The 20,734-nt window shown below is 46.5% G+C and carries 17 protein-coding genes; 9 read left to right on the top strand and 8 right to left on the bottom strand.

All coding sequences use genetic code 11. From position 1 onward, the window contains the following. Positions 1–73 precede the first annotated feature (73 nt). On the bottom strand, positions 74–2,467 hold the full coding sequence (locus AC3A8L_RS02075) for a hypothetical protein (RefSeq protein ID WP_487960559.1): 2,394 nt from the start codon (positions 2,465–2,467) through the stop codon (positions 74–76). 475 nt (positions 2,468–2,942) lie between these two features. On the opposite strand from AC3A8L_RS02075, the gene AC3A8L_RS02080 reads away from it, so the two are divergent. Then, positions 2,943–3,584 carry a hypothetical protein gene (locus tag AC3A8L_RS02080; protein WP_487960560.1) on the top strand — a complete coding sequence of 214 codons (642 nt, stop codon included), beginning with the start codon at positions 2,943–2,945 and terminating at the stop codon, positions 3,582–3,584. Between the two features lie 63 nt (positions 3,585–3,647). Here AC3A8L_RS02080 and AC3A8L_RS02085 read toward each other — a convergent pair whose 3' ends face one another. Then, positions 3,648–4,088, bottom strand: a complete 441-nt coding sequence (locus AC3A8L_RS02085; protein ID WP_487960561.1) for a protein YgfX — start codon at positions 4,086–4,088, stop codon at positions 3,648–3,650. A gap of 72 nt (positions 4,089–4,160) precedes the next feature. Further along, positions 4,161–4,406, bottom strand: coding sequence for an FAD assembly factor SdhE (locus AC3A8L_RS02090; RefSeq protein ID WP_487960562.1), 246 nt, complete (start codon positions 4,404–4,406; stop codon positions 4,161–4,163). A 128-nt stretch (positions 4,407–4,534) separates the two neighbouring features. Between AC3A8L_RS02090 and ygfZ the strand changes: the two genes are divergently transcribed. The 6 genes from ygfZ (at position 4,535) to AC3A8L_RS02120 (ending at position 9,673) form a co-directional block, all read left to right on the top strand. Continuing rightward, positions 4,535–5,545, top strand: coding sequence for a CAF17-like 4Fe-4S cluster assembly/insertion protein YgfZ (gene ygfZ, locus AC3A8L_RS02095; RefSeq protein WP_487960563.1), 1,011 nt, complete (start codon positions 4,535–4,537; stop codon positions 5,543–5,545). A gap of 29 nt (positions 5,546–5,574) precedes the next feature. Continuing rightward, entirely contained in the window at positions 5,575–6,429 is an 855-nt protein-coding gene (locus AC3A8L_RS02100) for an HDOD domain-containing protein (RefSeq protein WP_487960564.1), read from the top strand. 368 nt (positions 6,430–6,797) lie between these two features. After that, complete coding sequence (locus tag AC3A8L_RS02105; protein WP_487960565.1) at positions 6,798–7,208, top strand: HvfA family oxazolone/thioamide-modified RiPP metallophore; 411 nt, start codon at positions 6,798–6,800, stop codon at positions 7,206–7,208. An 82-nt stretch (positions 7,209–7,290) separates the two neighbouring features. Continuing rightward, on the top strand, positions 7,291–8,175 hold the full coding sequence (locus AC3A8L_RS02110; protein WP_487960566.1) for an HvfB family MNIO-type RiPP peptide maturase: 885 nt from the start codon (positions 7,291–7,293) through the stop codon (positions 8,173–8,175). Continuing rightward, complete coding sequence (locus AC3A8L_RS02115) at positions 8,172–8,921, top strand: HvfC family RiPP maturation protein (RefSeq protein WP_487960567.1); 750 nt, start codon at positions 8,172–8,174, stop codon at positions 8,919–8,921. The genes AC3A8L_RS02110 and AC3A8L_RS02115 overlap by 4 nt, the downstream gene beginning before the upstream one ends. An 86-nt stretch (positions 8,922–9,007) precedes the next feature. Continuing rightward, entirely contained in the window at positions 9,008–9,673 is a 666-nt protein-coding gene (locus tag AC3A8L_RS02120; RefSeq protein ID WP_487960568.1) for an HvfX family Cu-binding RiPP maturation protein, read from the top strand. 52 nt (positions 9,674–9,725) lie between these two features. Here AC3A8L_RS02120 and AC3A8L_RS02125 read toward each other — a convergent pair whose 3' ends face one another. The 5 genes from AC3A8L_RS02125 to AC3A8L_RS02145 all read right to left on the bottom strand — a co-directional run bounded on the left by AC3A8L_RS02125 (position 9,726) and on the right by AC3A8L_RS02145 (position 16,929). Next, a complete protein-coding gene (locus AC3A8L_RS02125) occupies positions 9,726–11,906 on the bottom strand; it encodes a hypothetical protein (RefSeq protein ID WP_487960569.1) in 2,181 nt (726 codons plus the stop codon). A gap of 3 nt (positions 11,907–11,909) precedes the next feature. Beyond that, positions 11,910–13,946 carry a hypothetical protein gene (locus tag AC3A8L_RS02130; protein ID WP_487960570.1) on the bottom strand — a complete coding sequence of 679 codons (2,037 nt, stop codon included), beginning with the start codon at positions 13,944–13,946 and terminating at the stop codon, positions 11,910–11,912. Continuing rightward, complete coding sequence (locus AC3A8L_RS02135) at positions 13,943–15,475, bottom strand: cytochrome c3 family protein (RefSeq protein ID WP_487960571.1); 1,533 nt, start codon at positions 15,473–15,475, stop codon at positions 13,943–13,945. Before AC3A8L_RS02135 ends, AC3A8L_RS02130 begins: the two co-directional genes overlap by 4 nt. Positions 15,476–15,574: 99 nt before the next feature. Further along, the gene (locus AC3A8L_RS02140; RefSeq protein ID WP_487960572.1) at positions 15,575–16,477 is read right to left on the bottom strand and encodes a hypothetical protein; all 903 of its coding nucleotides are present in this window, start codon (positions 16,475–16,477) and stop codon (positions 15,575–15,577) included. Further along, positions 16,474–16,929 carry a hypothetical protein gene (locus tag AC3A8L_RS02145; protein WP_487960573.1) on the bottom strand — a complete coding sequence of 152 codons (456 nt, stop codon included), beginning with the start codon at positions 16,927–16,929 and terminating at the stop codon, positions 16,474–16,476. The genes AC3A8L_RS02140 and AC3A8L_RS02145 overlap by 4 nt, the downstream gene beginning before the upstream one ends. 413 nt (positions 16,930–17,342) lie before the next feature. On the opposite strand from AC3A8L_RS02145, the gene AC3A8L_RS02150 reads away from it, so the two are divergent. Beyond that, entirely contained in the window at positions 17,343–18,650 is a 1,308-nt protein-coding gene (locus AC3A8L_RS02150; protein WP_487960574.1) for an NAD(P)-binding domain-containing protein, read from the top strand. After that, on the top strand, positions 18,637–20,682 hold the full coding sequence (locus tag AC3A8L_RS02155; RefSeq protein ID WP_487960575.1) for an ankyrin repeat domain-containing protein: 2,046 nt from the start codon (positions 18,637–18,639) through the stop codon (positions 20,680–20,682). Before AC3A8L_RS02150 ends, AC3A8L_RS02155 begins: the two co-directional genes overlap by 14 nt. The last annotated feature ends 52 nt before the right edge of the window (positions 20,683–20,734 follow it).

The raw sequence follows: 20,734 nt of genomic DNA on the forward strand, positions 1-20,734 counted from the left end.
CTATAGAGCCTCTGTAATCACTAATCAATGCGTATCCACAGAGGCATCACCTGTTATTTAACATAAATGGTTATTATTCCTTTTCACCATTCACGCCTACCGACAACAAGTTCTCCCCATAATTTATCAGCAAATTATTCCCACCGGGTAAAGCGATAATTTTTACCGAGTCACCGAGTGTGTACAGAGGATTAGGCAGAGGTAATTCGATATTTTCGATAGTAACAATACCCGCCATTAAATCATCAATGTTGTAACGGTTAAGTTCCAACACGCCATTAACCCATATCAAACGATATACCGCTTTGCCATTAGCTCCCATACTACTGCTTAAAACAGTGCCCTCTAGCGGGGTGGGAATAGCAGTAATTTCGAGGTATTTTTCTTCGTCGTTATTGTATTCAAAGACACTATGGTGCGCGCTGACAAAACGGTCTCCGACATAATCAAATGATACAAACGTATTAAAAGGAAAGCTTTCGTCCTCGGTTAAAATCATATGATTCGATATACCATGACGGCTCACTTCAACCTTAAGGTTATCACTTGAGAAGTCATCATAAGCCAAGGACACAGAGCGATTACCGCTGGCATAATATTCAGTTATTCGGCCATTAGAGAACGGTTCAAACTGCCCAAGTGAATGCCAGTCAATTGCTTGTCTCGCGATAACATCATCAGGCCAAGTAAGCCCCCGAGTGTAAAAATAATCCAAATTATCTTCGTCAGTTTCATTTTCAAAAACCACACTGCGAGAAAATACCAAATTTCGATTCCCTCCAAGCGAGCTATAAATAAAACGTGTGTAAGGTGGCGGGGAAGCGCGCCCGTGTCCTCTCGATTCAGGCAATTCGTCAAAAATACAAACCCCTTCATTTATTGAGTACTGATAAATCACATCAGCCGTCATAACCAATTGGAAATTAGGCGTAATTTCAATATCTACTACACGTTCTGGCAGATCACAATTAGTAGCGACCCATACTCCATCACGCCACATTAAGCTTGCAACAACACCTTCCCTAGTCAACACATTCAATTGCTGTGTTTCTGCATTGAAAAACCAATTTTTCACTTCACTCAACAACACTGCACTCTTCGGAAATATTGGGGCAGGTAAAATAGTTAGCGATTTAACCGGCGATAGGTCATTTTTAGTCGTTTTAATTACGTACTGCCCCTGCACTAGCGGGTCGAGGAGTATAGGAAATGCCTGTGTATAAGAATCTTTTGAAAGCTCAACCTCTATCTCGCTGCCAGCAATGTCCACAATTGCAGTTCGGTGATCGGGTGTACTGAGTGGATCAGGATAATCCTCACGCAGGCTATTATGAGCTAAGTCCAAATATATACGCGTTGCCTGCCCAGCGACACTCGTCGCTAAAGCGACATGCTTTAGAATGGGAATGTTAGTCTGCGTTTCAATACATAAGCTTTGACAGTCAAAATCAAAACGGCAGTCATTGACTTGATAAGAACTAATAGCTACCGCGAAACATAAACGCTCAGGAATAAAGCTAGGGTCCACGGTTACATAAAGCTCTGTTTGCTGCTCGGTACTACCTTGTGCCTGACTAAACGTTAAGCCTTCATCAGCATTAATGATCTTCCACGGCACCAATAACGCAGGATACTCGCCATCAAATTTGTCTTGCACTGTAAATGTTTTGGTCAAATCTTCCGGCGTTGTATTCACATCAAAAACAATGGGTTGCTCATCGCCATCAACCACTAAAGCATAATCAATAGCGAAGCTTGAAAATCTAGAGGTTAACTCTTTATTAGAGAGTTTATCTTTTACAGTAACAAAGTGCTCCGCTTCATCCTCTAATTGTACATAGCCTTCTCGCAGCCTCGCATGAAATTGACTCGGCCCCACGCCATCAAACGCAGACAATACCAACGCATCGCTGTATTCCATTACCGTCCAATCGGCATGGGATCCCGTTACATTGATACGCACCATAGGCTCGTTCACTCGAACAGGCACCCCTCGGTGAACCCTGTTAGCAAGGCGAGAAGTATATTCGGAGAGCCCAAATAGACTGTAACGTGTGATTTCGGCCGTAATTGTCACTGCGGCAAGCAATTTAGCCCCACTATCGAATAGTGATACCAGTACAGGTTTATAGCTGGTACTAGCAACAGACGTTGGCTCATAAACCAACCACATTTTTGTTTCCGTTAAACTCACCGCCAAAAAACGCGCCGCCTCGTTTGCACTTGAGAGGTAGCCCGGCTCATGCTGCAAAGTAATCTCCCGAGTCTTTAGCGCTTCATCGTGCGCGCCCACAGCCGACAAAATATAGTCGCTGGAGCATAACCGGCAGCTTACCGACGGCATACTCGAGGACTCTTCACTCGAAGACTCCCCATTCAGTGGCACCATTCCAGCGCCATCACATCCACTTAAAATGCCAACCAACAACACTCCAGACAACCCCAATACTAAACCTTTCCAACTCATCAACTTAACCCCACAAGTAACTGACTAAGCCTACTTACGGCCTAAACTTGAGAAAGTTGCAGCTGAGGGAGGAGGAAAAAATACTGTATCCAATAATAATACTTACCGCCTACCTCCTCAACAGCGTTGCTCAAAGCGTTACACGCCTCGGTAACTACTCCAGCGTTATTCTAACAACCTGCCTCCCTGCAGGCCCCCTTCATCCAAGAGGACAAATATTATTGCCTCGCCCCCAAGGAAACCTTAGACGCCAAGGTACGCCATTTAAATATGCTTAATAAAACCAAATGCTTTTACTCTGTGAAGCAGCACCAGAATCCGTGTGCGGCATGTAGCAAAAAACGAATAACACTTATAAAAAACTAAAATACTAATTCAGAATGTATACGCTGTTAACATTTTTCAACCTATGAATGTCGTTATAGTGGCGCCACGTTAAATAGTCACTCCAGCTAAAAACACTAAGGTTCTTTCGATGAAAATCCTGCCAAAATATATTCCTTTATTTATCGCTATTATTACGAGCAATTGTTTTGCGGAGGAGCGAGATGGAATATATATGGGCGGAAGCATGCTCCAATCCAATATTGATGCTAGCGATGATGACATCGGTGTTTATGACAGTTATGTTTACCTCGACGAGTACACCACTGGATTTAAAATTCTGGGCGGGTACTACTACGGGCTTACATCTAAAATAGATATTGGTTTTGAAGTGGACTATCGTGAATTCGGCATTATCGATAGCTATACTAGTCAATACTACGAAGAAGGCGAAACCGGCGAGACCGTTATTGCTGAAAATCAATACCAACAATACGTTACAACCACGCGCTACCGCCAGGATATTTCCGCCCTTAACTTTTTTGGAATGATTGGCTTTAACCTTGGGAAAATGGGTGTATTTGGTAAGTGGGGTTCCAGCTTTAATGATTCCGACATCGATGAATCCGGCGGAAACCTGTTTGAATCTGGCTTTAGCTCCGTCTATGGCATTGGAGCCAAATTTCAACTCGGCTCTGTTGCCGTTAGATCTGAATACGAAGTTATTGATTTTAAAGCCAACGGAGGAGAGTACATGTATATGTTTTCTATGGGCGGCACTGTGACTTTTTAAATAATTTATACTGAAGGATATGACCCACGTCGGACTGGTGGGTCACGCGACTACAGCGCGGTCTCATTTACTTTGCAACTGCTCCGTCCGCGTTTGCACAAAGACTTTCAACTGCCTAAAACTTGCGGCATCCATCGAATCAAAGGCAACGGCCCAATGAATAACGTTGTCATTTTCCAATTTTAAATTGACTTCAACCAGCCAAGGCAAAATACGCTGGGCTCCGGCAAAAAAAACCAATTGTGGCTCTTGACCATTGCGGAAGACTAATAATAAATTGCCATTGCTCAAACGTAATTGGGAATAGCTGCGCTGGCGCGAGTGTTGGCGGTAGTAATAAAAAGCGAGCGCCACCCAAACTACTGCGAAAATAATTTTGGCCAGCCCTAAAAACGGGCCAAACACAACGCACACCGCGCTAAACCCCCACAGAGAAGTTTGCACTGCTGGAATAAAACGCGAGGGGGTAATTTTGAAAATGTAATCCTTATCTTTTTTATACACAGCGAAATCCTTGTCGCTAGCCGGTAAATGTTTGGGGCTACTATCTTTCGGCGGTTTAGCAGAAGAGGCGCATCACACCTTTAAGCCCGTATTATCCATCACAATACCCACAATACGCTTTAGCCCCTCCGTTGGAGCTTCTTTGTGTTTGAGCAACCAACCGAACATATCTTGATCTTCACTGCTAAGTAGCTCGACATATAACGCTTGATCTTCTGGCGGCAGCGTTAAATAGACATTCTCCAAAAACGGCATCAGAACAAGGTCTAGCTCTAGCATGCCACGACGGCTAGCCCACTTTAGGCGGTTGTATTCCATAAAAAAACCTCAATAATCGTGTGTTACACAGATTTATATAATATAGCTGACCATTATACGCCGGCCTCCCCCATTCGCCGTACATTCTGTTGACCTGCTTTGGCGACACGCAAATATAGGTAAGACCCATGACTAACGCTTGGACTTCACTTCTTGAATCCATAACGCTCACTAACACCGCTACAGGGGAAGGGTTGATTCCCCTAACCGAGCACATAATTATTACCATCACAGGACCCGATGCCATAAAATTTTTGCAGGGGCAGTGTACCTGCGACGTGTCTCAACTTGCACAAGGTCGCTGGCAGCTTGGCGCACACTGTACCGTAAAAGGTCGAATGCTCAGCAGTTTTACCATGGCGCTTCTAGCGGAAGATTGCGTAGGCTTACGCGTCCACCACAGTATTGCTGAAAGCGCGGCTCTCGCACTTAAAAAATATATTGTGTTTTCAAAAGCTAAGTGTGAAATAAGCCTGGCGCTAGCTTTAGGCATTGAGGGTACACCGCCCGCCAGCATAAGCCACAACACACCCGAAGCTGGCGCTTTTAGCCTGAGTGAGACTGGCACCTTGCTGTGCCATGACGATACCTTGTATGAATTATGGGTAAGCGCTCACTCACCCAGTGGCATCGATGCCATAAAAGCCTCTTTAGCAGGCGCTACCGTTTACACCAGTAACCGCTGGCAGCAACTGATGATTGAGCGCGGCCTTGCAGAAGTTCAGCATCTCACCGTAGATACCCACCTGCCCCAAGCGTTTAATTTCGATTTAGTCGGTGGAGTCAATTTTAAAAAGGGCTGCTATACCGGCCAAGAAATAATCGCCCGCTTGCACTACAAAGGGCAAAGTAAACAGCGCCTACATGCTGTTAGCCTTAGCGGGCCAGCCAACGAGCCCATTGCCGTTGGTCAACGCATTATCAATGCCGAAGGCAAAGCGGTAGGTGAAGTGCTGGCTGTCGCTTCCGACGAAGTCGGCGCAAAACTCCTGATATGCACTAAATTATTTTCAGCGGATGCACCGGCCTTATTTGTGGCAACAACCACACCAGATCAAGAAAGTGACAATAGCCCGGTTAATCGCCCCGCTCATACCCATGCCTTACAGCCACTCGCGCTTCCCTATGCTATACCTTAAAGGAACGGAAACTCTAACGAGGGCGCAGTATGTCCACAGCAGCATCAATGTCACCCATATCCCAGAAGGTCTACAAAGCCATATGTGATGCCATTGCAGCCGATAAGCTCATCCTACCCACCATGCCAGAGATGGCCATTAAGGTGAGGGATGCAGCCGATGATCCAGAAGTGGACATCAAAAAGCTATCCGGCATTATTGGTCACGATGCCGCGCTAACGGCTCGTATTATCAAGGTTGCCAATAGTGCGCTTTATCGCGGCAGCCAAGATATCCAAGACCTAAATATGGCATTAATGCGCCTAGGGCTTGCCACAACCAGCTCGCTGGCGATTGGCTTAGCTATGGAGCAAATGTTTCAAGCGACTACCGATATGGTCGATAAGCGGCTACGTGATGTATGGACCATATCATCGGAAACTGCCGGCATGTGCACCATGATTTGTAAGTTTCAAACCAAGCTACGACCCGATATGGCAGCGCTGGCTGGGCTTACCCACAAAATTGGCATACTCCCTATTTTGCAATTCGCTGAACATTACCCCGCTTTACTGCGCGACGGGATGACCCTAGACAGCATTATTCAGGAAATCCACAGCTTACTCGGTGCCCGTATTTTAACCGAGTGGGATTTTCCCGCCGAAATCTGCAATGTTCCCCTAAGTCACGTCGACTTCAGCCGAAAAGTCGATAAAGCCGACTATTCGGATATCGTCACTGTCGCCATGCTCCAAAGCTTGGCGGCTGGTGGTCAGCGTTTTGGTGACTTAGATTACAGTGCCGTGGCCGCCTTTGATCGCTTAGGCTTAGACTTTGACATCGAATCGGCCATCGCCGAGGGCGTTAACGACGATATGGCTGAAGCGATGAAGTTTCTCAGCTAATCTGAAACCTGAGCACCAATCAGCGCAACGTACTTATACCAGCACCGACTCGCCCGCAGCCCTTATACCTAGGGGGCTTACGGGCTTTGTTGCCCTAAATCTTCCGTCATATCCCCTTGCTCCATACCATTTGTGATAAAAATTTTAAATTTATCGTGTAAGAATCCTGCCACACTAGCGACTAATCCCATGAACAGTTTGAAATGACCGTTTCACTAGATGATTGAGCATTAACGAATTAAGCTGCTATACAGGCTAATGCGGTATAACCCCACATGGGTTTTGCCGCCGAACAATACGAAACTTTATACCTGATTACACGACTAACCAACGATCACAAACTTTCGAAAACACTTAGGAAATACACCATGAACAATTCATTAAAAAGCATTACTTTAAGCTCTGCTGTTGCCATTGCCTTAGCTTCTGGCCACGTTGCTGCCAGCGAAAATCCATTTAGCGCCACAGCATTAGAGGCTGGCTACCAAGTTGCCGCCGCTGAAGGCAAGTGCGGAGAAGGTAAATGCGGTGGTGATGAAAAAAAATCTGAAGGCAAATGTGGCGAAGCAAAATGTGGCGCCGATAAAAAGACATCTGAAGGCAAGTGCGGTGAAGCTAAATGTGGCGCCGACAAGAAAAAGTCTGAGGGTAAATGTGGTGAAGCAAAATGCGGCGCTGATAAAAAGAAATCTGACGGTAAATGTGGCGAAGCCAAGTGCGGCGCCGACAAAAAGAAAACCGAAGGCAAATGTGGTGAAGGTAAGTGCGGTTCTGCTTAATAATTAGTAAACACCTTTACACGTTGATGTGCAGCAATCGCTGCACATCAATCTACCCAGACACACCAGCAATGGCCTTATTATGGTTTCAACCCCCGCAGCACAAGCCTTAAAAGGTGCCGGTTTAGGCTTTAGGCGCGAGATGCTAGATACGCTAAAGGAACAGTCACTCAGTGATATTGATTTCTTTGAACTATCTCCTGAAAACTGGCTGGGCCTAGGTGGCCGCTACGCTCGAGATTTACGCCATTTTACTGAGCGCTTTAATTTTGTGTGTCATGGTTTGTCGTTATCTGTTGGCGGTTCTGCCGAACTCGATACGCAATTGTTACGCAATATTAAAGCGTTTATGAAACACCACAACATCACCCTGTATACAGAGCATTTATCGTGGTGTGCCGACGATGGACACCTGTACGACCTGCTACCCATTCCCTGCACAGAAGAAGCCGTGCACTGGGTTGCACAGCGTATACGGCAGGCGCAAGATATTCTTGAAATGCCCATCGGTATCGAAAACGCTTCGTATTATTTCGCACCACCAGGCGCACAAATGCGCGAAGAAGAATTTATTAGCGCGGTTGTCGCCGAATCTAACTGCATGCTGCATTTAGACGTCAACAATGTCTATGTGAATAGTCAGAACTTTGGTTTTGATGCTCAGCAATATATCGCCGCACTCCCCCTCGACAAGGTTTGTTATTTACATGTGGCCGGGCACTACGTCGAGCTCGACGGTTTTATCGTTGATACTCACGGCGCCGATGTTATCGACCCTGTGTGGGCATTACTCGAATACACCTACGGTTATCTTAATAACCCGGCGCTCACGCCAACCTGCTTAGAGCGTGACTTTAACTTTCCCGAGTTTGCCCAGCTTCACAATGAAATTACCCAAATAAAAACATTACAAAACACGGCACAGAAAAAATTTGCAAACAGAGTCGCTGCAGGCCACCGCTCATGAACACGTATAAAGCGGCTCCTGCAGGTTTACAGGCTTTTCAATCCGCTTATGGTAAACACTTACGCAAGCCCGCAGCTCTATCTCGCCCGCAAGGTGTTCCTGCGCGCGCGAGTGAGATTTACGAAGAATTATTCTTTAATAATATTTGCGGTTTTATTAACAACTGCTTTCCCGTTGCTAAAAGCCTTTTTCCTGAAGACGCATGGTTACTTTTTTGTCGCACATTTTTTATAGAATGGCGCTGTCACACCCCGTATTTCAGCGAAATCCCTAAAGAGTTTGTGAATTACATTCAAGATGGGAGTCACACCCTGGACTTACCCGCTTGGTTCGCCGAACTCATAGAATATGAGTGGCTAGAACTTGACGTAGATATCAGCAATGCTACCGCTTTAAACGCTCACAACGTCGGAGATGGGAAACTCTACGCCAATCCAACACTACGCAACTGTGCCTTTGAGTGGCCCGTTCACCAAATATCCGTAGATTGCATACCCGATGTCCCTCAAGCGACATTCCTTGCAATTTACCGCAACGCAGATCATTGCGTACAGTTTATGGCCATGAACGCGATGACTGCGGCCCTACTCGAAATTATTGAGCAGGCGCCCTGTTATAAGAACCAAGCACTAGAACAGCTTGCCGCGGCAATAAACCATCCAAACCCGCAACAAATTATCACTTTCGGCCAACCCATTATCGACGACTTTTTAGCGCGGGGAATATTGGCATCAACCCCAAAATAATCATCGGCCGCAATCAGCAACACTGATTACCCAAACAATAAACCGCATCAACTCACTACTGTGCATCTAACGCAGGGAATAATTACATGCTTTTTTTAAGACCCATAGCCACACTTTTACACAATCTTCTCAATAAAACTCGCAACGCCGATTTTATTGCGCCCTTATTATTACGACTATACCTTGCGCCTATTTTCATTTCGGCGGGCTTTAATAAAATGAATAGTTTTGACAACGTCGTAGAATGGTTCGGCAATGACGATTGGGGACTAGGCTTGCCTGCCCCCTTACTAATGGCCTTTTTAGCCACAGCAACGGAAATTATTGGCGGTTTCGCCCTTTTATTTGGCATAGCAACACGCTGGCTGGCAGCTCCTTTAATGTTCACTATGGTCATTGCTATGACCACAGCACACTGGAGTAATGGTTGGTACGCCATCGCACCCGGCAACGCTGAAACCAGCATGTCCGCTGTGTTAGCGCCCGTTAACTTTCCTGGAGCTGCTGCCAGTTTAGAAAACAGTGCAGATGTCGGCAACCGCCTTTCGAAAGCCAAAGAACTACTACAAGAAAATGGTAATTACGAATGGCTCACCGAAACAGGCAGCTTTGTTGTACTCAATAACGGCATCGAGTTTGCCGCCACCTATTTTATTATGTTACTCGCATTATTTTTTATTGGCGCGGGACGTTATGTGAGTTTAGATTATTGGTTGCATAAACGTTTGATCAATATAAAAAAAGAGCCTTAGGCTCTTTTTTTTAAAACTCAGAGTTTTTCAAAAAGCCGGTTCATCCAGCCAGTTAAAACTGCCAGCGATAACCGGCGTTAATGTAATACCCTGTCGACTCAACATCTTGATCGGCAAAGGTTTCACTAATAAAGTCATACCCTAAATCAACCTCTAATTTAATCGCGCGCCTTACCGCATAGTTAACTCGCAACACGGGGCGGGTCATTACACGGCTATTGTTATTCACATTACTTTTGCGGTTATCAAGACGTAAACGCGGATTAAACCGTAGCTTAGATGTTGCCTGTATACGCCAATTGAGATCCAATGTGGATGTGTTAGCGCGATCGGTATCGGAATAGCGTAGACCAACGATTAAGCTATCGCTGTCTGTAATAAAACGATTACTGACTAGCTGCGCTGAATAATAAAAGTCTTGCCCGTAGGCAGCAATGCCCTCTACCCCGCCCGAAGCAACCGTACCACCATACTTTGAAGTATTTAATGAGGCGTTTAGCTGCCAATTGTCATTCAGCGTTTGTGTAACGCCAAAGGTTGCAGTATCGAGCGTTGCGGTACGATCCACAGCCAATTGCGTAATTTGCAATAAAGTATAACGCGTACTTAAGTCGGCCAAGTCTTGCCCGCCCTGACCAATTACAGCCGAAGTCGTTGTTAGTATCGGGTTACTGCGGCGATCATAACTACCATTTACGGTTAAACCTTGCTTGAGTGTCCAAGTACCGTTGAGCATAAATACGTTAAGGTTATTGTAGTAAATATCGTAGTCAACCAAGGTGAATAATGACTTTTCTCCGTCGTAATAACGGGCTTCGCCACCAATGGCTTCACGATCCAACGCACCTTGATTCACTTGATTAAAGTAAAACCCACTAAATTCCCAACCGCCCCATAATGTCCCGAGATCGACACTGGCACCGTAGAAACTTCTGTCAGTATTCACTTCGTCACGCTTAGAGAAATCAACGGGGTAACCCACAACACCGTTAACGGTAATGATTCCTGTTGCTTCATATGAAGCATGAGCACCGTCAAAGCGCCCAAAAACCCCACCAGAATTACGCGACTGCCGACCAATACGGCCGTACAAACCCCAATCTTTCTGGCGCCCCTCCAGTGAAAGTAAATTCGGGTTTAACTTATCGCGATCAGTTTCTGAATTAAGATCTTTTTGGTAATTACCAGCCACTTGCGCTTTAAAGTCGTAGTGATCGTTACGCGCGCGCGCAATCACGCTTAAATCATTACTTAAAACAGAACGTAATAACCGCGATGATTCATCGGCAACTGTGATTTCGTCACGAAAATAATACTGGCCGAAACTACCATATACCTGTTTTTGCCAGCTATCGCCTTTACTCGCTAACGTATTGCGCTCGGCGGCTATAGGGCGCTTCGGTTGATTAGCCGCGGTAAGGATAGCGTTAAGCCGCTGAGAAACACGTACCGCGCCCTCGCCTTTAGGGTAATCCTCTAAATAACGTTTATATTCAGCTTTTGCGTGTGCCAACTGCCCTTTGTATTCACGCGCCAAACCAATGAGCTCTTGAATCGGCGGTTTAATTACCTCGTTGCCTTCAGCGCGAATACGGGTAAAAATTTGCACCGCGCGACTATAATCTTGATCGAGCATTGCTTTATTCGCGCGATCTAAAAGGTCGGTCATTGCATAATCTAAAGGCTTTAGCTGCGTCACCAAATTCACTGCAACTTCGGTTTCAGGCTCTTCAAAAACCTGCGTATTCACAACCTCTGATTTATCGCGCTCTATCACAACAATCATCGATTGATGATCACTAGCATGGCGCGCATTAAATTTTACTTTTTCAGAAAAGTTAACAACAAGCATGGGGGTTTCAGTGTGTATACCTTCAAGCACCACTGAGTCGACCGGTGCCCCAAACGCCGACGACCACGTTAAGGTTTCTTCGTTATCACCCATCGCGGCGACAGCAGCAAGATCAATACTGTTTTGGCGCAACTGAACCCGCAGCTTTTTACCGGACTTTTCCGGTGAATGGCTCACATAAAAAAGAGGGCGAAAATAACGTATCTCAACCACGACACCTTCAGCCGTCTCTACAACATTAAGATCGTTTAATACCTCGTTAGAGGCAAACGCACCGGGGCTAAAAAACACCCCCAAGATCGCAACACCACAGAATTTACGTAAAGCAAAGACGGATACCCAAGAAAACATCACTTTAAAGGCCGAGAAATAACTACACATAATCTAATTCCACGGCATTGTTGGCTGATGGCACAATTGACAAGGGATTGGCCCCACCGGGGGATGACTAGGACCTTGGCCTTGCGCAATGACATTATCGTGGCAACTGGCGCACTCACCTATCACTTGATCATGGTCCACAAAATCGACGGGCAACCAGTTTGAGGTTAAGTGGCAAGCATCACAGGTCTCGCTGACATTAATGTGCATAGCATGCTTGCCTTGTGCCGCCGTACCATTGTGGCAGCTCGAGCAAGTCCCCAATACCGCAGTATGGTCAACCGCCACTGTGGGCGACCAGACAGTGGTATTGTGGCAAAACTCACAAGCATCGATGGTGGCAATATGTAACGGTGTTTTACCCGGTGCCAGCGTATTATTGTGGCAAGCCACGCAGCCACTAGAAATCCCCCCGTGATCGTAAACCGCCTGGCTCCAATCGCTCGTAATATGGCAATCATCACACTGCTTACCTATGGTCGGATAATGATCGGCAGCTTTACCGCCCGCAACCACCCCATCGTGACAACTTTCACAAGTGCCATTCACTTCAATATGATCAACGCGCTGTGCTGGTGCCCATAACGAGGAGCCATGGCAAGCTGTGCAATTTTCAGTCGTATCGATATGCAAAGCAGGCTTGCCCAGCGCGACCGCGCCGTCGTGACAACTGCTACACTCACCCGTTACCTCAGCGTGGTCCACCAAGTTAACCGGCGACCAAAATGACGTTGCATGGCAAGCCTCACAAACGCCACTCGCAGTAATGTGAGTAATGCTTTTTCCTGTCGCGGTTACACCATCGTGACACGTTGAACAACCACCGGTAATGCCATCATGGCTAAAGCTAGCGCCAGACCAAGCATTGGTAGAGTGGCAATCTTCACACACATTATTACTGGCAATGTGGGTAGCATTCTTACCCATTGCCGCCACACCGTTATGGCAACTAAAACAGGTGCCCTGCACCTCATCATGGTCCACGGTAATGGTGGGTGCCCAGATATTCGTATTGTGACAAGATTCGCAGGTATTGCTCGTGGTGATATGAAGTGCTGATTTTCCTTCTACAAATACGCCATCGTGACAAGCGATACAGCCGTTATTAATATCGCCGTGATCATAAACAGCTTGGCTCCAGTCACTCGTGACATGACAGTCATCGCACTGATTATTCGCAGGAAAATGGTTAGCCGGCTTGCCGCTTGCAACCGTATTGTTATGGCAGCTGGCGCAAGTCCCGTTCACCTCTATATGATCGACTCGTGTCACTGGCGACCATAACGTGGTGCCGTGACAGGAATCGCAATTATCGGTAGTGTTGATATGCAACGCCGATTTACCTGTTGCCGTCGAACCATTATGGCAACTAGCGCAAGACCCTGTAACCGCCGAGTGATCAACCCTTATCACCGGTGACCACAACGTCGTGCTATGGCACAGCTCACAATCGCTCGTCGCTAAAATATGAGCTGGGCTTTTACCGGTGGCTTGTACGCCATCGTGGCAACTGGCACAGCTGCCGGTCACACCGGAGTGGTCAAAGTTAACCAAGCTAAAACTCGCGCTAATGTGGCAATCGTCACACTGGTTAGAGCTATCGATATGCTGCGGATGCTTGCCCGTTGTCGTAGTGCCGTTATGGCAGCTTTCACAGCTACCGAGTACGGCCGAATGATCAACCTGCACCGCGAAGGTCCATTCCATGGTGGTGTGGCAATCGGTGCAATTATCGGTGGTTTGAATATGTGAAAGCGGTTTGGCCGAGGCCTCCACAAAACCACCATTGACATGGCAGCCCACACACATTTTAGGTGTGCCTTCAAAACGCCCGCGGGAGTGGCAACTTTCACAATCCACATCCGCGTGCGCGTTATCAAGCGCGAAGCCTGTGGCGAAATGATCAAAAGTAAAAGCTTGCTCCGTAGGCTCCTCAACTGTGTTTTTATCGCCATCAGCTGCCGAGACATTCGCTGAACAGAAAACGCTGAGCATCAAAACTAAAGCGCCTAACCAACGCAGTGGTAGCATAGAAATCATCGTACCTTTACTCCAATCACTTTAAACGACTCAGTGACATGGCAGCGCTCGCAGGTGCGACCGAAACGTTTGTTATGCTCATCATCGTTAGCGTGGCAAGCAATACACGCCGAATTTTGTTTAACGCCATCTTTAGCCGGCTCGGTATGGCAAGCACTGCAAGCTTGGCCATCATGGGCGCCATCCAGTTTAAAGTCTGTTTGCGTATTATGATCAAACAACCATAGCTTCCAATCATTCGGGGTATGGCAACTAGCACAATCGGTACCCAAGGATAATTTATGGCTGTCATCGGCCTGATGGCAGTCGTAGCACGTGGTTTTAGCGTCCTGGAAGGTCTTGGTGGCGTGGCAACTTTCACAACTGGTAATCGCATGCATGCCCATTAGCGGAAACTTAGATAAGTTGTGATCAAAACGTACTTTTGCCTGCCAGCCTTCTTCGTTATGGCATTGCGCACACTGCTTGCCCTCTTGCCCTTTGTGAACATCATCGGCGCTGTGGCAATCCACACATTCCGACGCTAACGCTTTGTTAGTCTCCTCTGTGCCGTGACAACTCTCGCAGCTTAGGCTTACATGCTTACCGTGCAGCTCAAAATCGGTATCATCATCGTGATCAAAGGTTTGCTTCTTCCAGCTGTTTTCATTGTGGCAACTGTCACACTCTCGACCGTTGCGACCAAAGTGTTTGTCATCATTAATATGGCAACCCACGCAGCGCATACTCGGCTGTTTTTCAAAGCCCGATTGCTCGTGACAAGCATTACAGTTCAAGCCCTCGTGTCCGCCTTTAATTTTAAAATCGGTATCCTCATTGTGATCAAAAGCAAGCTCATCCCAAGCGGTAACTTTGTGGCACTTATCGCACTCACGCCCATTAACCCCCGCATGGGCATCGTTAACGGCATGGCAGGCATAACACTCGGTGGGGGTATTCTCGTACTTCTGATCAGGGTGGCAAGCACCGCAAGCAATCTCTTCATGGCGACCAAACAAGGCAAACTCTGTTTCAGAATGATCGTAGCGATTGTCCTTCCAGCCATCGGTCACATGGCAGTCACTACACTCTTCGCCAAAAGCACCTTTATGGTTATCGTCTTTTTCGTGGCAATCAAAGCACTGGCTCGGCGCTTCGCGATAAGTTTTGCTTTCTTGGTGGCAAGACGAACACTGCACTTCACCATGCTTGCCAGTGAGCTCGTAATCCGTATTCGTATGATCAAACGTATCGGCATCAAAATTGAGAATATCGCCATCACGGCCCAAGTGCTCGGTGTGGCAACCCAGGCAGTCAAGCTCTTTCGATACCGCCATACGGCCATGAAAACCTTCGACGCCCACAATATCGGCATCGATCTCTTCATGGCAATCACGGCACAACTGCGGCCGGCTATCGCCATGGCAAAGATCGCACTGCTTCTCATACTCGGCATGCCCAGCCACTACCGGCCCTGGCATTAACAGCTTTTTAAAGGAGAAGGAATCATCCTGCGCGAGTGCACTGGCGCTCAAGGTTAAAAGAAACACACTCAGATAAGTGCTCAGGACAGCAAATAAACGACGATAAAACAAGGACATATTCAAGGCACAATAAATTTCATTGATGTCGCTTCATAAAAGCAACGACTAGTAGACGTGCACGGCATAGACGTGCGCAACAGCAGTAATAATCAGCATCACAAATATCGGCAAATGCAGCATGTGCCACATCGAAAATAAACGCTCGTAAAACGATAAGCCGGCAATTTTCCGTAAAGTCAGTAAATAGCTTCCCATGTGGGCTCGCGAAACATAAAAATACTCGCGACGCTGATTACGGTTTAAGCCTTGTAAATAATTAGGGCTTTTGACCATCTTCTTCAACTTTAAGGTCAGCGTTCTTAATGTCCACCAGCTCGCTATACGTAATACAAAAAAATTAGTTAAATTACCTAGCACACCACGACGAGCTAATACTTTCTTCTCAAAGGCATATAAATTATTTAATAAAATATCATCAGGTAAACCATCAGAATCTAATTGGTCATGCATTTCTTGGCGATCAGCAAACAACTGCGATATCACCATTTTCTTACCATAAAGACTGTAATGAATCCGCGTATAAATAAAACGCCCAACCAAGCCACTACCGACCATCAGCCCCATTGCAGCCAAAGTAATATTACTGTTAGTAGAACCTAAACCAAAGTTACAGTGAAACAAGATCGCAACGGGGCCTAAAACCCCCATCACCATATGCATTTTAAACCAAGTTTTTGTCGAAAAGACGAGCCAAGGATTCCGATTTAAACGCTTACGCAGCGGATAAATTAATAGCAAGATCATTAACGATGCACCAAAAATACCCAGCGCATAACCCAAGCCATACTCAGCAGAAATTAAATACTCGGAACGCACACTCCAACCAATAGCCAGTAACACCACAACCAGTAAAGTAAAGGCTTTACGCACTGTAAATATACGAAAACGCTTGATTACAGAGGGATTCCCCTCGCTTGCAGTGGCCGACGTCAAAATCTCAGAATTCATTGAGACTCCCCGGTATCAGGCGCTTTTGGCTCCTGCTTTTCTTGTTCGGCAAAAAAAGAAGATACATAACTTCCCGCATCACTCCCAACAAAACTCCGGTGGTGATGTTTTTTTATTTTTACAGAACTAGAACCGCTTGCGGTATCAACCTTAGGGTGCCCCTTAGGTAAAGGAAAAATATCGCCGTCATACCCCAAAGCCCGTGCTTTAGCAGCCGCATTATCAGCTTCATCGCGATAACCTAAATGATTATAGGACTGGGCCAACAACACCCAACCTTTCATATCATTCGGCTGCGCTTCTAACCGAGCTTTTAAACCTTTTAATAATTGATCAATCGAGGCAATTTTTGGCGCAGTGGCAGGTTCGGCAGCCATAACATTGGCGGTACCAACCAGCAAGCACAACATCGTCATACCCAAAACGATATTACTGGCAGGGAATCTATTCATTTAGGAAATCTCATAGTTAACGCAATACAACAAATAGCATTTTTGGTGTCGAGAGTTAAAAAAACACCACAAATAAAACTTATGCGTATAAAGAGCCCGCAGAGGCATAATTTATAACCGTATAGAGTACACTAGTCACCACCGTTATAAAAACACTGACATTGGTTCATAACGAGAACAAACGCACGAATAATAGACCTTATAACGCGTATCCTAGCGCTAGGCGCCCAGACGGTAGCGGGACGACCAACCATAGTTAAATCTTTAGCATATTAGCGAGCCAAGCACGCTTAAAACTATGGACATATCCCCCTGCACAATGAACAATATTTACTTCATTGTGTACCACGGCGTACGCGATACAAATCCAAGGGACAACCCCCATCCCTTAACGCTCCAATTTTAGGATGTTTATGAATTACATTGAGTTAGCGGTATATGTTTTGCCCATGCTAATCGTATGGGTAGCATATTGGCTCTATAAAAGTCGCAAGCACCAAAGAGCCGCTATTAAAAAGCTAGAATCCATCGAAGCCGGGTTAACTGAACCTGCCAGCCTGCACCCCGTAATCGACCCCAATAAATGCCTCGGCTGCGGCGCATGTACACGCGCATGCCCGGAGGGCGATATTCTTGGGCTAATCAACGGTAAGGCCGAGCTAGTAGAGCCCGCCAACTGCATTGGCCACGGCGCCTGTAAAACAGCCTGCCCCTTTGAAGCTATCACCCTAGTCTTTGGTACCGAAAAGCGCGGCATGGACATCCCTATTTTAAGCCCCACATTCGAAACCAACGTTTCAGGAATGTTTATTGCCGGTGAACTTGGCGGCATGGGCCTTATTCGCAACGCAATCGAGCAAGGGATTCAAGCAGTCAACGGCATCAAAAAAGTCACCTCCGCCAAACATGAAGAGCAATACGACCTTGTCATTGTTGGTGCCGGGCCAGCCGGTATTGCATCCGCTTTAGCGGCAAAAAAACAAGGACTCAAATTTTTAATACTTGAGCAAGACTCGCTTGGCGGCACAGTCGCGCACTACCCTCGCCGAAAAATGATTATGACAGCCCCCGTCGACCTGCCTTTGGTCGGCAAGGTGAAACTGAAAGAAACCTCCAAAGAAGCACTACTGGAAATGTGGCAAGAAATTATCCACGATCAAGAGCTGGATATTAACTTCAACGAACGCCTCGAAAGCGCCATCCCACACGAAGGAAATACGGGCTTTAGTATTGAAACAACAAAAGGTAAATACAGCAGCCGCTGCTTATTACTATGCCTAGGCCGCAGAGGGACACCCAGAAAACTGGGAGTGAAAGGCGAAGAGCTCACCAAAGTTGTTTACCGGCTTATAGACCCAGCACAATACGAAAACCAGTATGTATTAGTGGTAGGTGGTGGCGATAGCGCCATAGAAGCCGCCACCAGCATTGCACAAGAACCTGGCACAAAAGTGACCTTGTCTTACCGCGGTGAAGGCTTTGATCGCGCCAAACAGAAAAATCGCGACCTTGCCAACACCCTGCAGCAACAACAAAAACTCACCATTTTATTGCAGTCGAACGTGAAGAATATTACCCCCACAGACGTGACGATTGAAAGCAACGGCAAAACAACAAAACTTCAGAACGATGCCATTATCGTTTGCGCCGGCGGCATACTCCCAACCCCATTCTTGGAAAAACTTGGCATTGAGGTAGAAACAAAACATGGTCAAGAATAACCTCAGCACCCAACACCCGCTTCGATTTACAACACTCTGCCAAATCGCAGTGCTATCCCTTGGCTGCTCGATTGGCACTGCAGGCCTAGCGCTAACGCTTGAAGATGCCCGCTTATCTATTCGCACCAAAAATTTTGATACCGCCGAACAACAACTAATCGAGCTGTCCAAAACCGGTGACAGCGATGCGCAGTTTCTATTGGGATCACTCTACAATAGCGGCCAGGGTGTTACGCGTAATTACGAAAAAAGCGCATTCTGGCTCATGAAATCCGCACAACAAAATAACGCCAAAGCCAGCTATACACTAGGCAATTACTACGAAACTGGCAAAGGTACGAACAAAGATATAGAACAAGCCATTCACTGGTACGAACAAGCGCTTGCACAAGGTGAAGCCAAGGCCTCCGATAAGCTCAATGCGTTAAAAACACATAATACACAACAAGCCAAAACACAAACCGTTAGCGAAATCATTAACTTAATTCGCACCAACGATCTCCAAACGCTGGAGAATGCCCTAGGCAATAATACACAAAAAGCCTTTATTAACAGTATTGATAGCAGCGGAAATACTCCCCTTATTTACGCCATCGACCGTAAGAATACGGAAGCCGTTACCCTGCTATTAAAACTCAACGCGGCCACCAACAAGAAAAACATTCTCGGCGACACACCTTTAATTTTTGCTATCAAAAATGGCAATGAACACATAGCGATACAGCTCATTAAAAACGGCGCGAGCATCAACACCCAAGACAACCTTCAAAATACCCCACTACATCACGCCACAAACCAAAACAACATCGATTTAATTAAATTACTGCTGGCTCGCAAGGCAAACATCAATACAGAAAACAAAAAATTATTTACCGCTTTAGATTACGCAGACACTGACGAGATACGCGAGCTACTCAAAGAGAATGGCGCCAATGCCGGCCACAGAGAATCTATTGCCGAATTTCGTTCTGAGCTCTCAGATAGCGAACTCGCGAAAAACATCGCCTTAAATAGCGAGATGGTCAACGACGGTAACAACCCCTTTAAAAACTGGCCACCACTCAACATTGCCGCTTGGCGTGGACAACTCAAACACGCGGAAGTCCTACTTAAAAATAGCGACAACATCAGCGAAATTATTAATGCCACCGATGATGGCGAGCTGACCCCAGTCATGCGGGCCGCATGGCATGGGCATTTAGACATTGTCGAGAAGCTCATTAATCATGGCGCCGATGTTAACGCACTAACACCGGACGGCGACTCAGCCCTATCACTAGCCGTACAAGAAGATCACGGAGAAGTTACCGTGGCACTACTTGAAAACAATGCAGCTGTGCCTCGCGCAAAAGGCTTAGAACCCTTAATTAACATTGCCGCACGAAAGGGACACCAAGCTGTTGCGCAGAGCCTACTAACCCATACGGACAACATCAATACACTACACAATAATAAGACACCCATTATGTGGGCTGCCGAATCAGGTGATATTGATTTACTGAAAGCATTACTCGCCAAAAATGCCAACATTGACGCAACAGACGACTTGCAACGCACCGCTCTCTGGCTGGCGGTAGCCAAAGACCAAAGCACAGCCGCTAGCATTCTGGTTGGCGCCCGAGCAGACACCACACTGACAGATAGCGAGGGCAATACACCACTCGCACTGGCCAGTAAAAAAGGGAATACAGCAATAGCGCAACAGTTAATGCTACCCGCGAGCATTATTAACCAAGCCAATAAACAAGGTAATTCACCGCTGATGTTAGCCGCCCAAAACGGCAATGATGTTATCGCAGCACAATTGATTAAGCGCGGAGCCGATGTGACAGCAAGGAATAACATCAGCCTGACGCCACTCATGCTAGCGGCGCAAGCTGGCCACCTTTCTACCGCGAAGATATTGGTAGAAAACGGTGCCGATACCAACAGAAGAAACAAAGACGGAAAAAGCGCAGCCGATATGGCCAAGTCATCAAACCAAACCTTGGTTGCGCAATATTTGAAAAAACAGAAGAAATCTTTCTTTTAAGGGACGAGGCAATAATAGTTTATCCAATTAGGCGAAGAGATCGGCTTTCTTA

It is taken from the genome of Marinagarivorans sp. (assembly GCF_982758155.1).

Bases quoted from the DNA above. Each gene is read 5' to 3' on its own strand.
- ygfZ (WP_487960563.1), top strand. From the start codon at position 4,535: ATGACTAACGCTTGGACTTCACTTCTTGAATCCATAACGCTCACTAAC.
- AC3A8L_RS02130 (WP_487960570.1), bottom strand. From the start codon at position 13,946: ATGATTTCTATGCTACCACTGCGTTGGTTAGGCGCTTTAGTTTTGATG.
- AC3A8L_RS02100 (WP_487960564.1), top strand. From the start codon at position 5,575: ATGTCCACAGCAGCATCAATGTCACCCATATCCCAGAAGGTCTACAAA.
- AC3A8L_RS02125 (WP_487960569.1), bottom strand. From the start codon at position 11,906: ATGTGTAGTTATTTCTCGGCCTTTAAAGTGATGTTTTCTTGGGTATCC.
- AC3A8L_RS02110 (WP_487960566.1), top strand. From the start codon at position 7,291: ATGGTTTCAACCCCCGCAGCACAAGCCTTAAAAGGTGCCGGTTTAGGC.
- AC3A8L_RS02155 (WP_487960575.1), top strand. From the start codon at position 18,637: ATGGTCAAGAATAACCTCAGCACCCAACACCCGCTTCGATTTACAACA.
- AC3A8L_RS02145 (WP_487960573.1), bottom strand. From the start codon at position 16,929: ATGAATAGATTCCCTGCCAGTAATATCGTTTTGGGTATGACGATGTTG.
- AC3A8L_RS02150 (WP_487960574.1), top strand. From the start codon at position 17,343: ATGAATTACATTGAGTTAGCGGTATATGTTTTGCCCATGCTAATCGTA.
- AC3A8L_RS02105 (WP_487960565.1), top strand. From the start codon at position 6,798: ATGAACAATTCATTAAAAAGCATTACTTTAAGCTCTGCTGTTGCCATT.
- AC3A8L_RS02080 (WP_487960560.1), top strand. From the start codon at position 2,943: ATGAAAATCCTGCCAAAATATATTCCTTTATTTATCGCTATTATTACG.
- AC3A8L_RS02120 (WP_487960568.1), top strand. From the start codon at position 9,008: ATGCTTTTTTTAAGACCCATAGCCACACTTTTACACAATCTTCTCAAT.
- AC3A8L_RS02075 (WP_487960559.1), bottom strand. From the start codon at position 2,467: ATGAGTTGGAAAGGTTTAGTATTGGGGTTGTCTGGAGTGTTGTTGGTT.
- AC3A8L_RS02140 (WP_487960572.1), bottom strand. From the start codon at position 16,477: ATGAATTCTGAGATTTTGACGTCGGCCACTGCAAGCGAGGGGAATCCC.
- AC3A8L_RS02090 (WP_487960562.1), bottom strand. From the start codon at position 4,406: ATGGAATACAACCGCCTAAAGTGGGCTAGCCGTCGTGGCATGCTAGAG.
- AC3A8L_RS02115 (WP_487960567.1), top strand. From the start codon at position 8,172: ATGAACACGTATAAAGCGGCTCCTGCAGGTTTACAGGCTTTTCAATCC.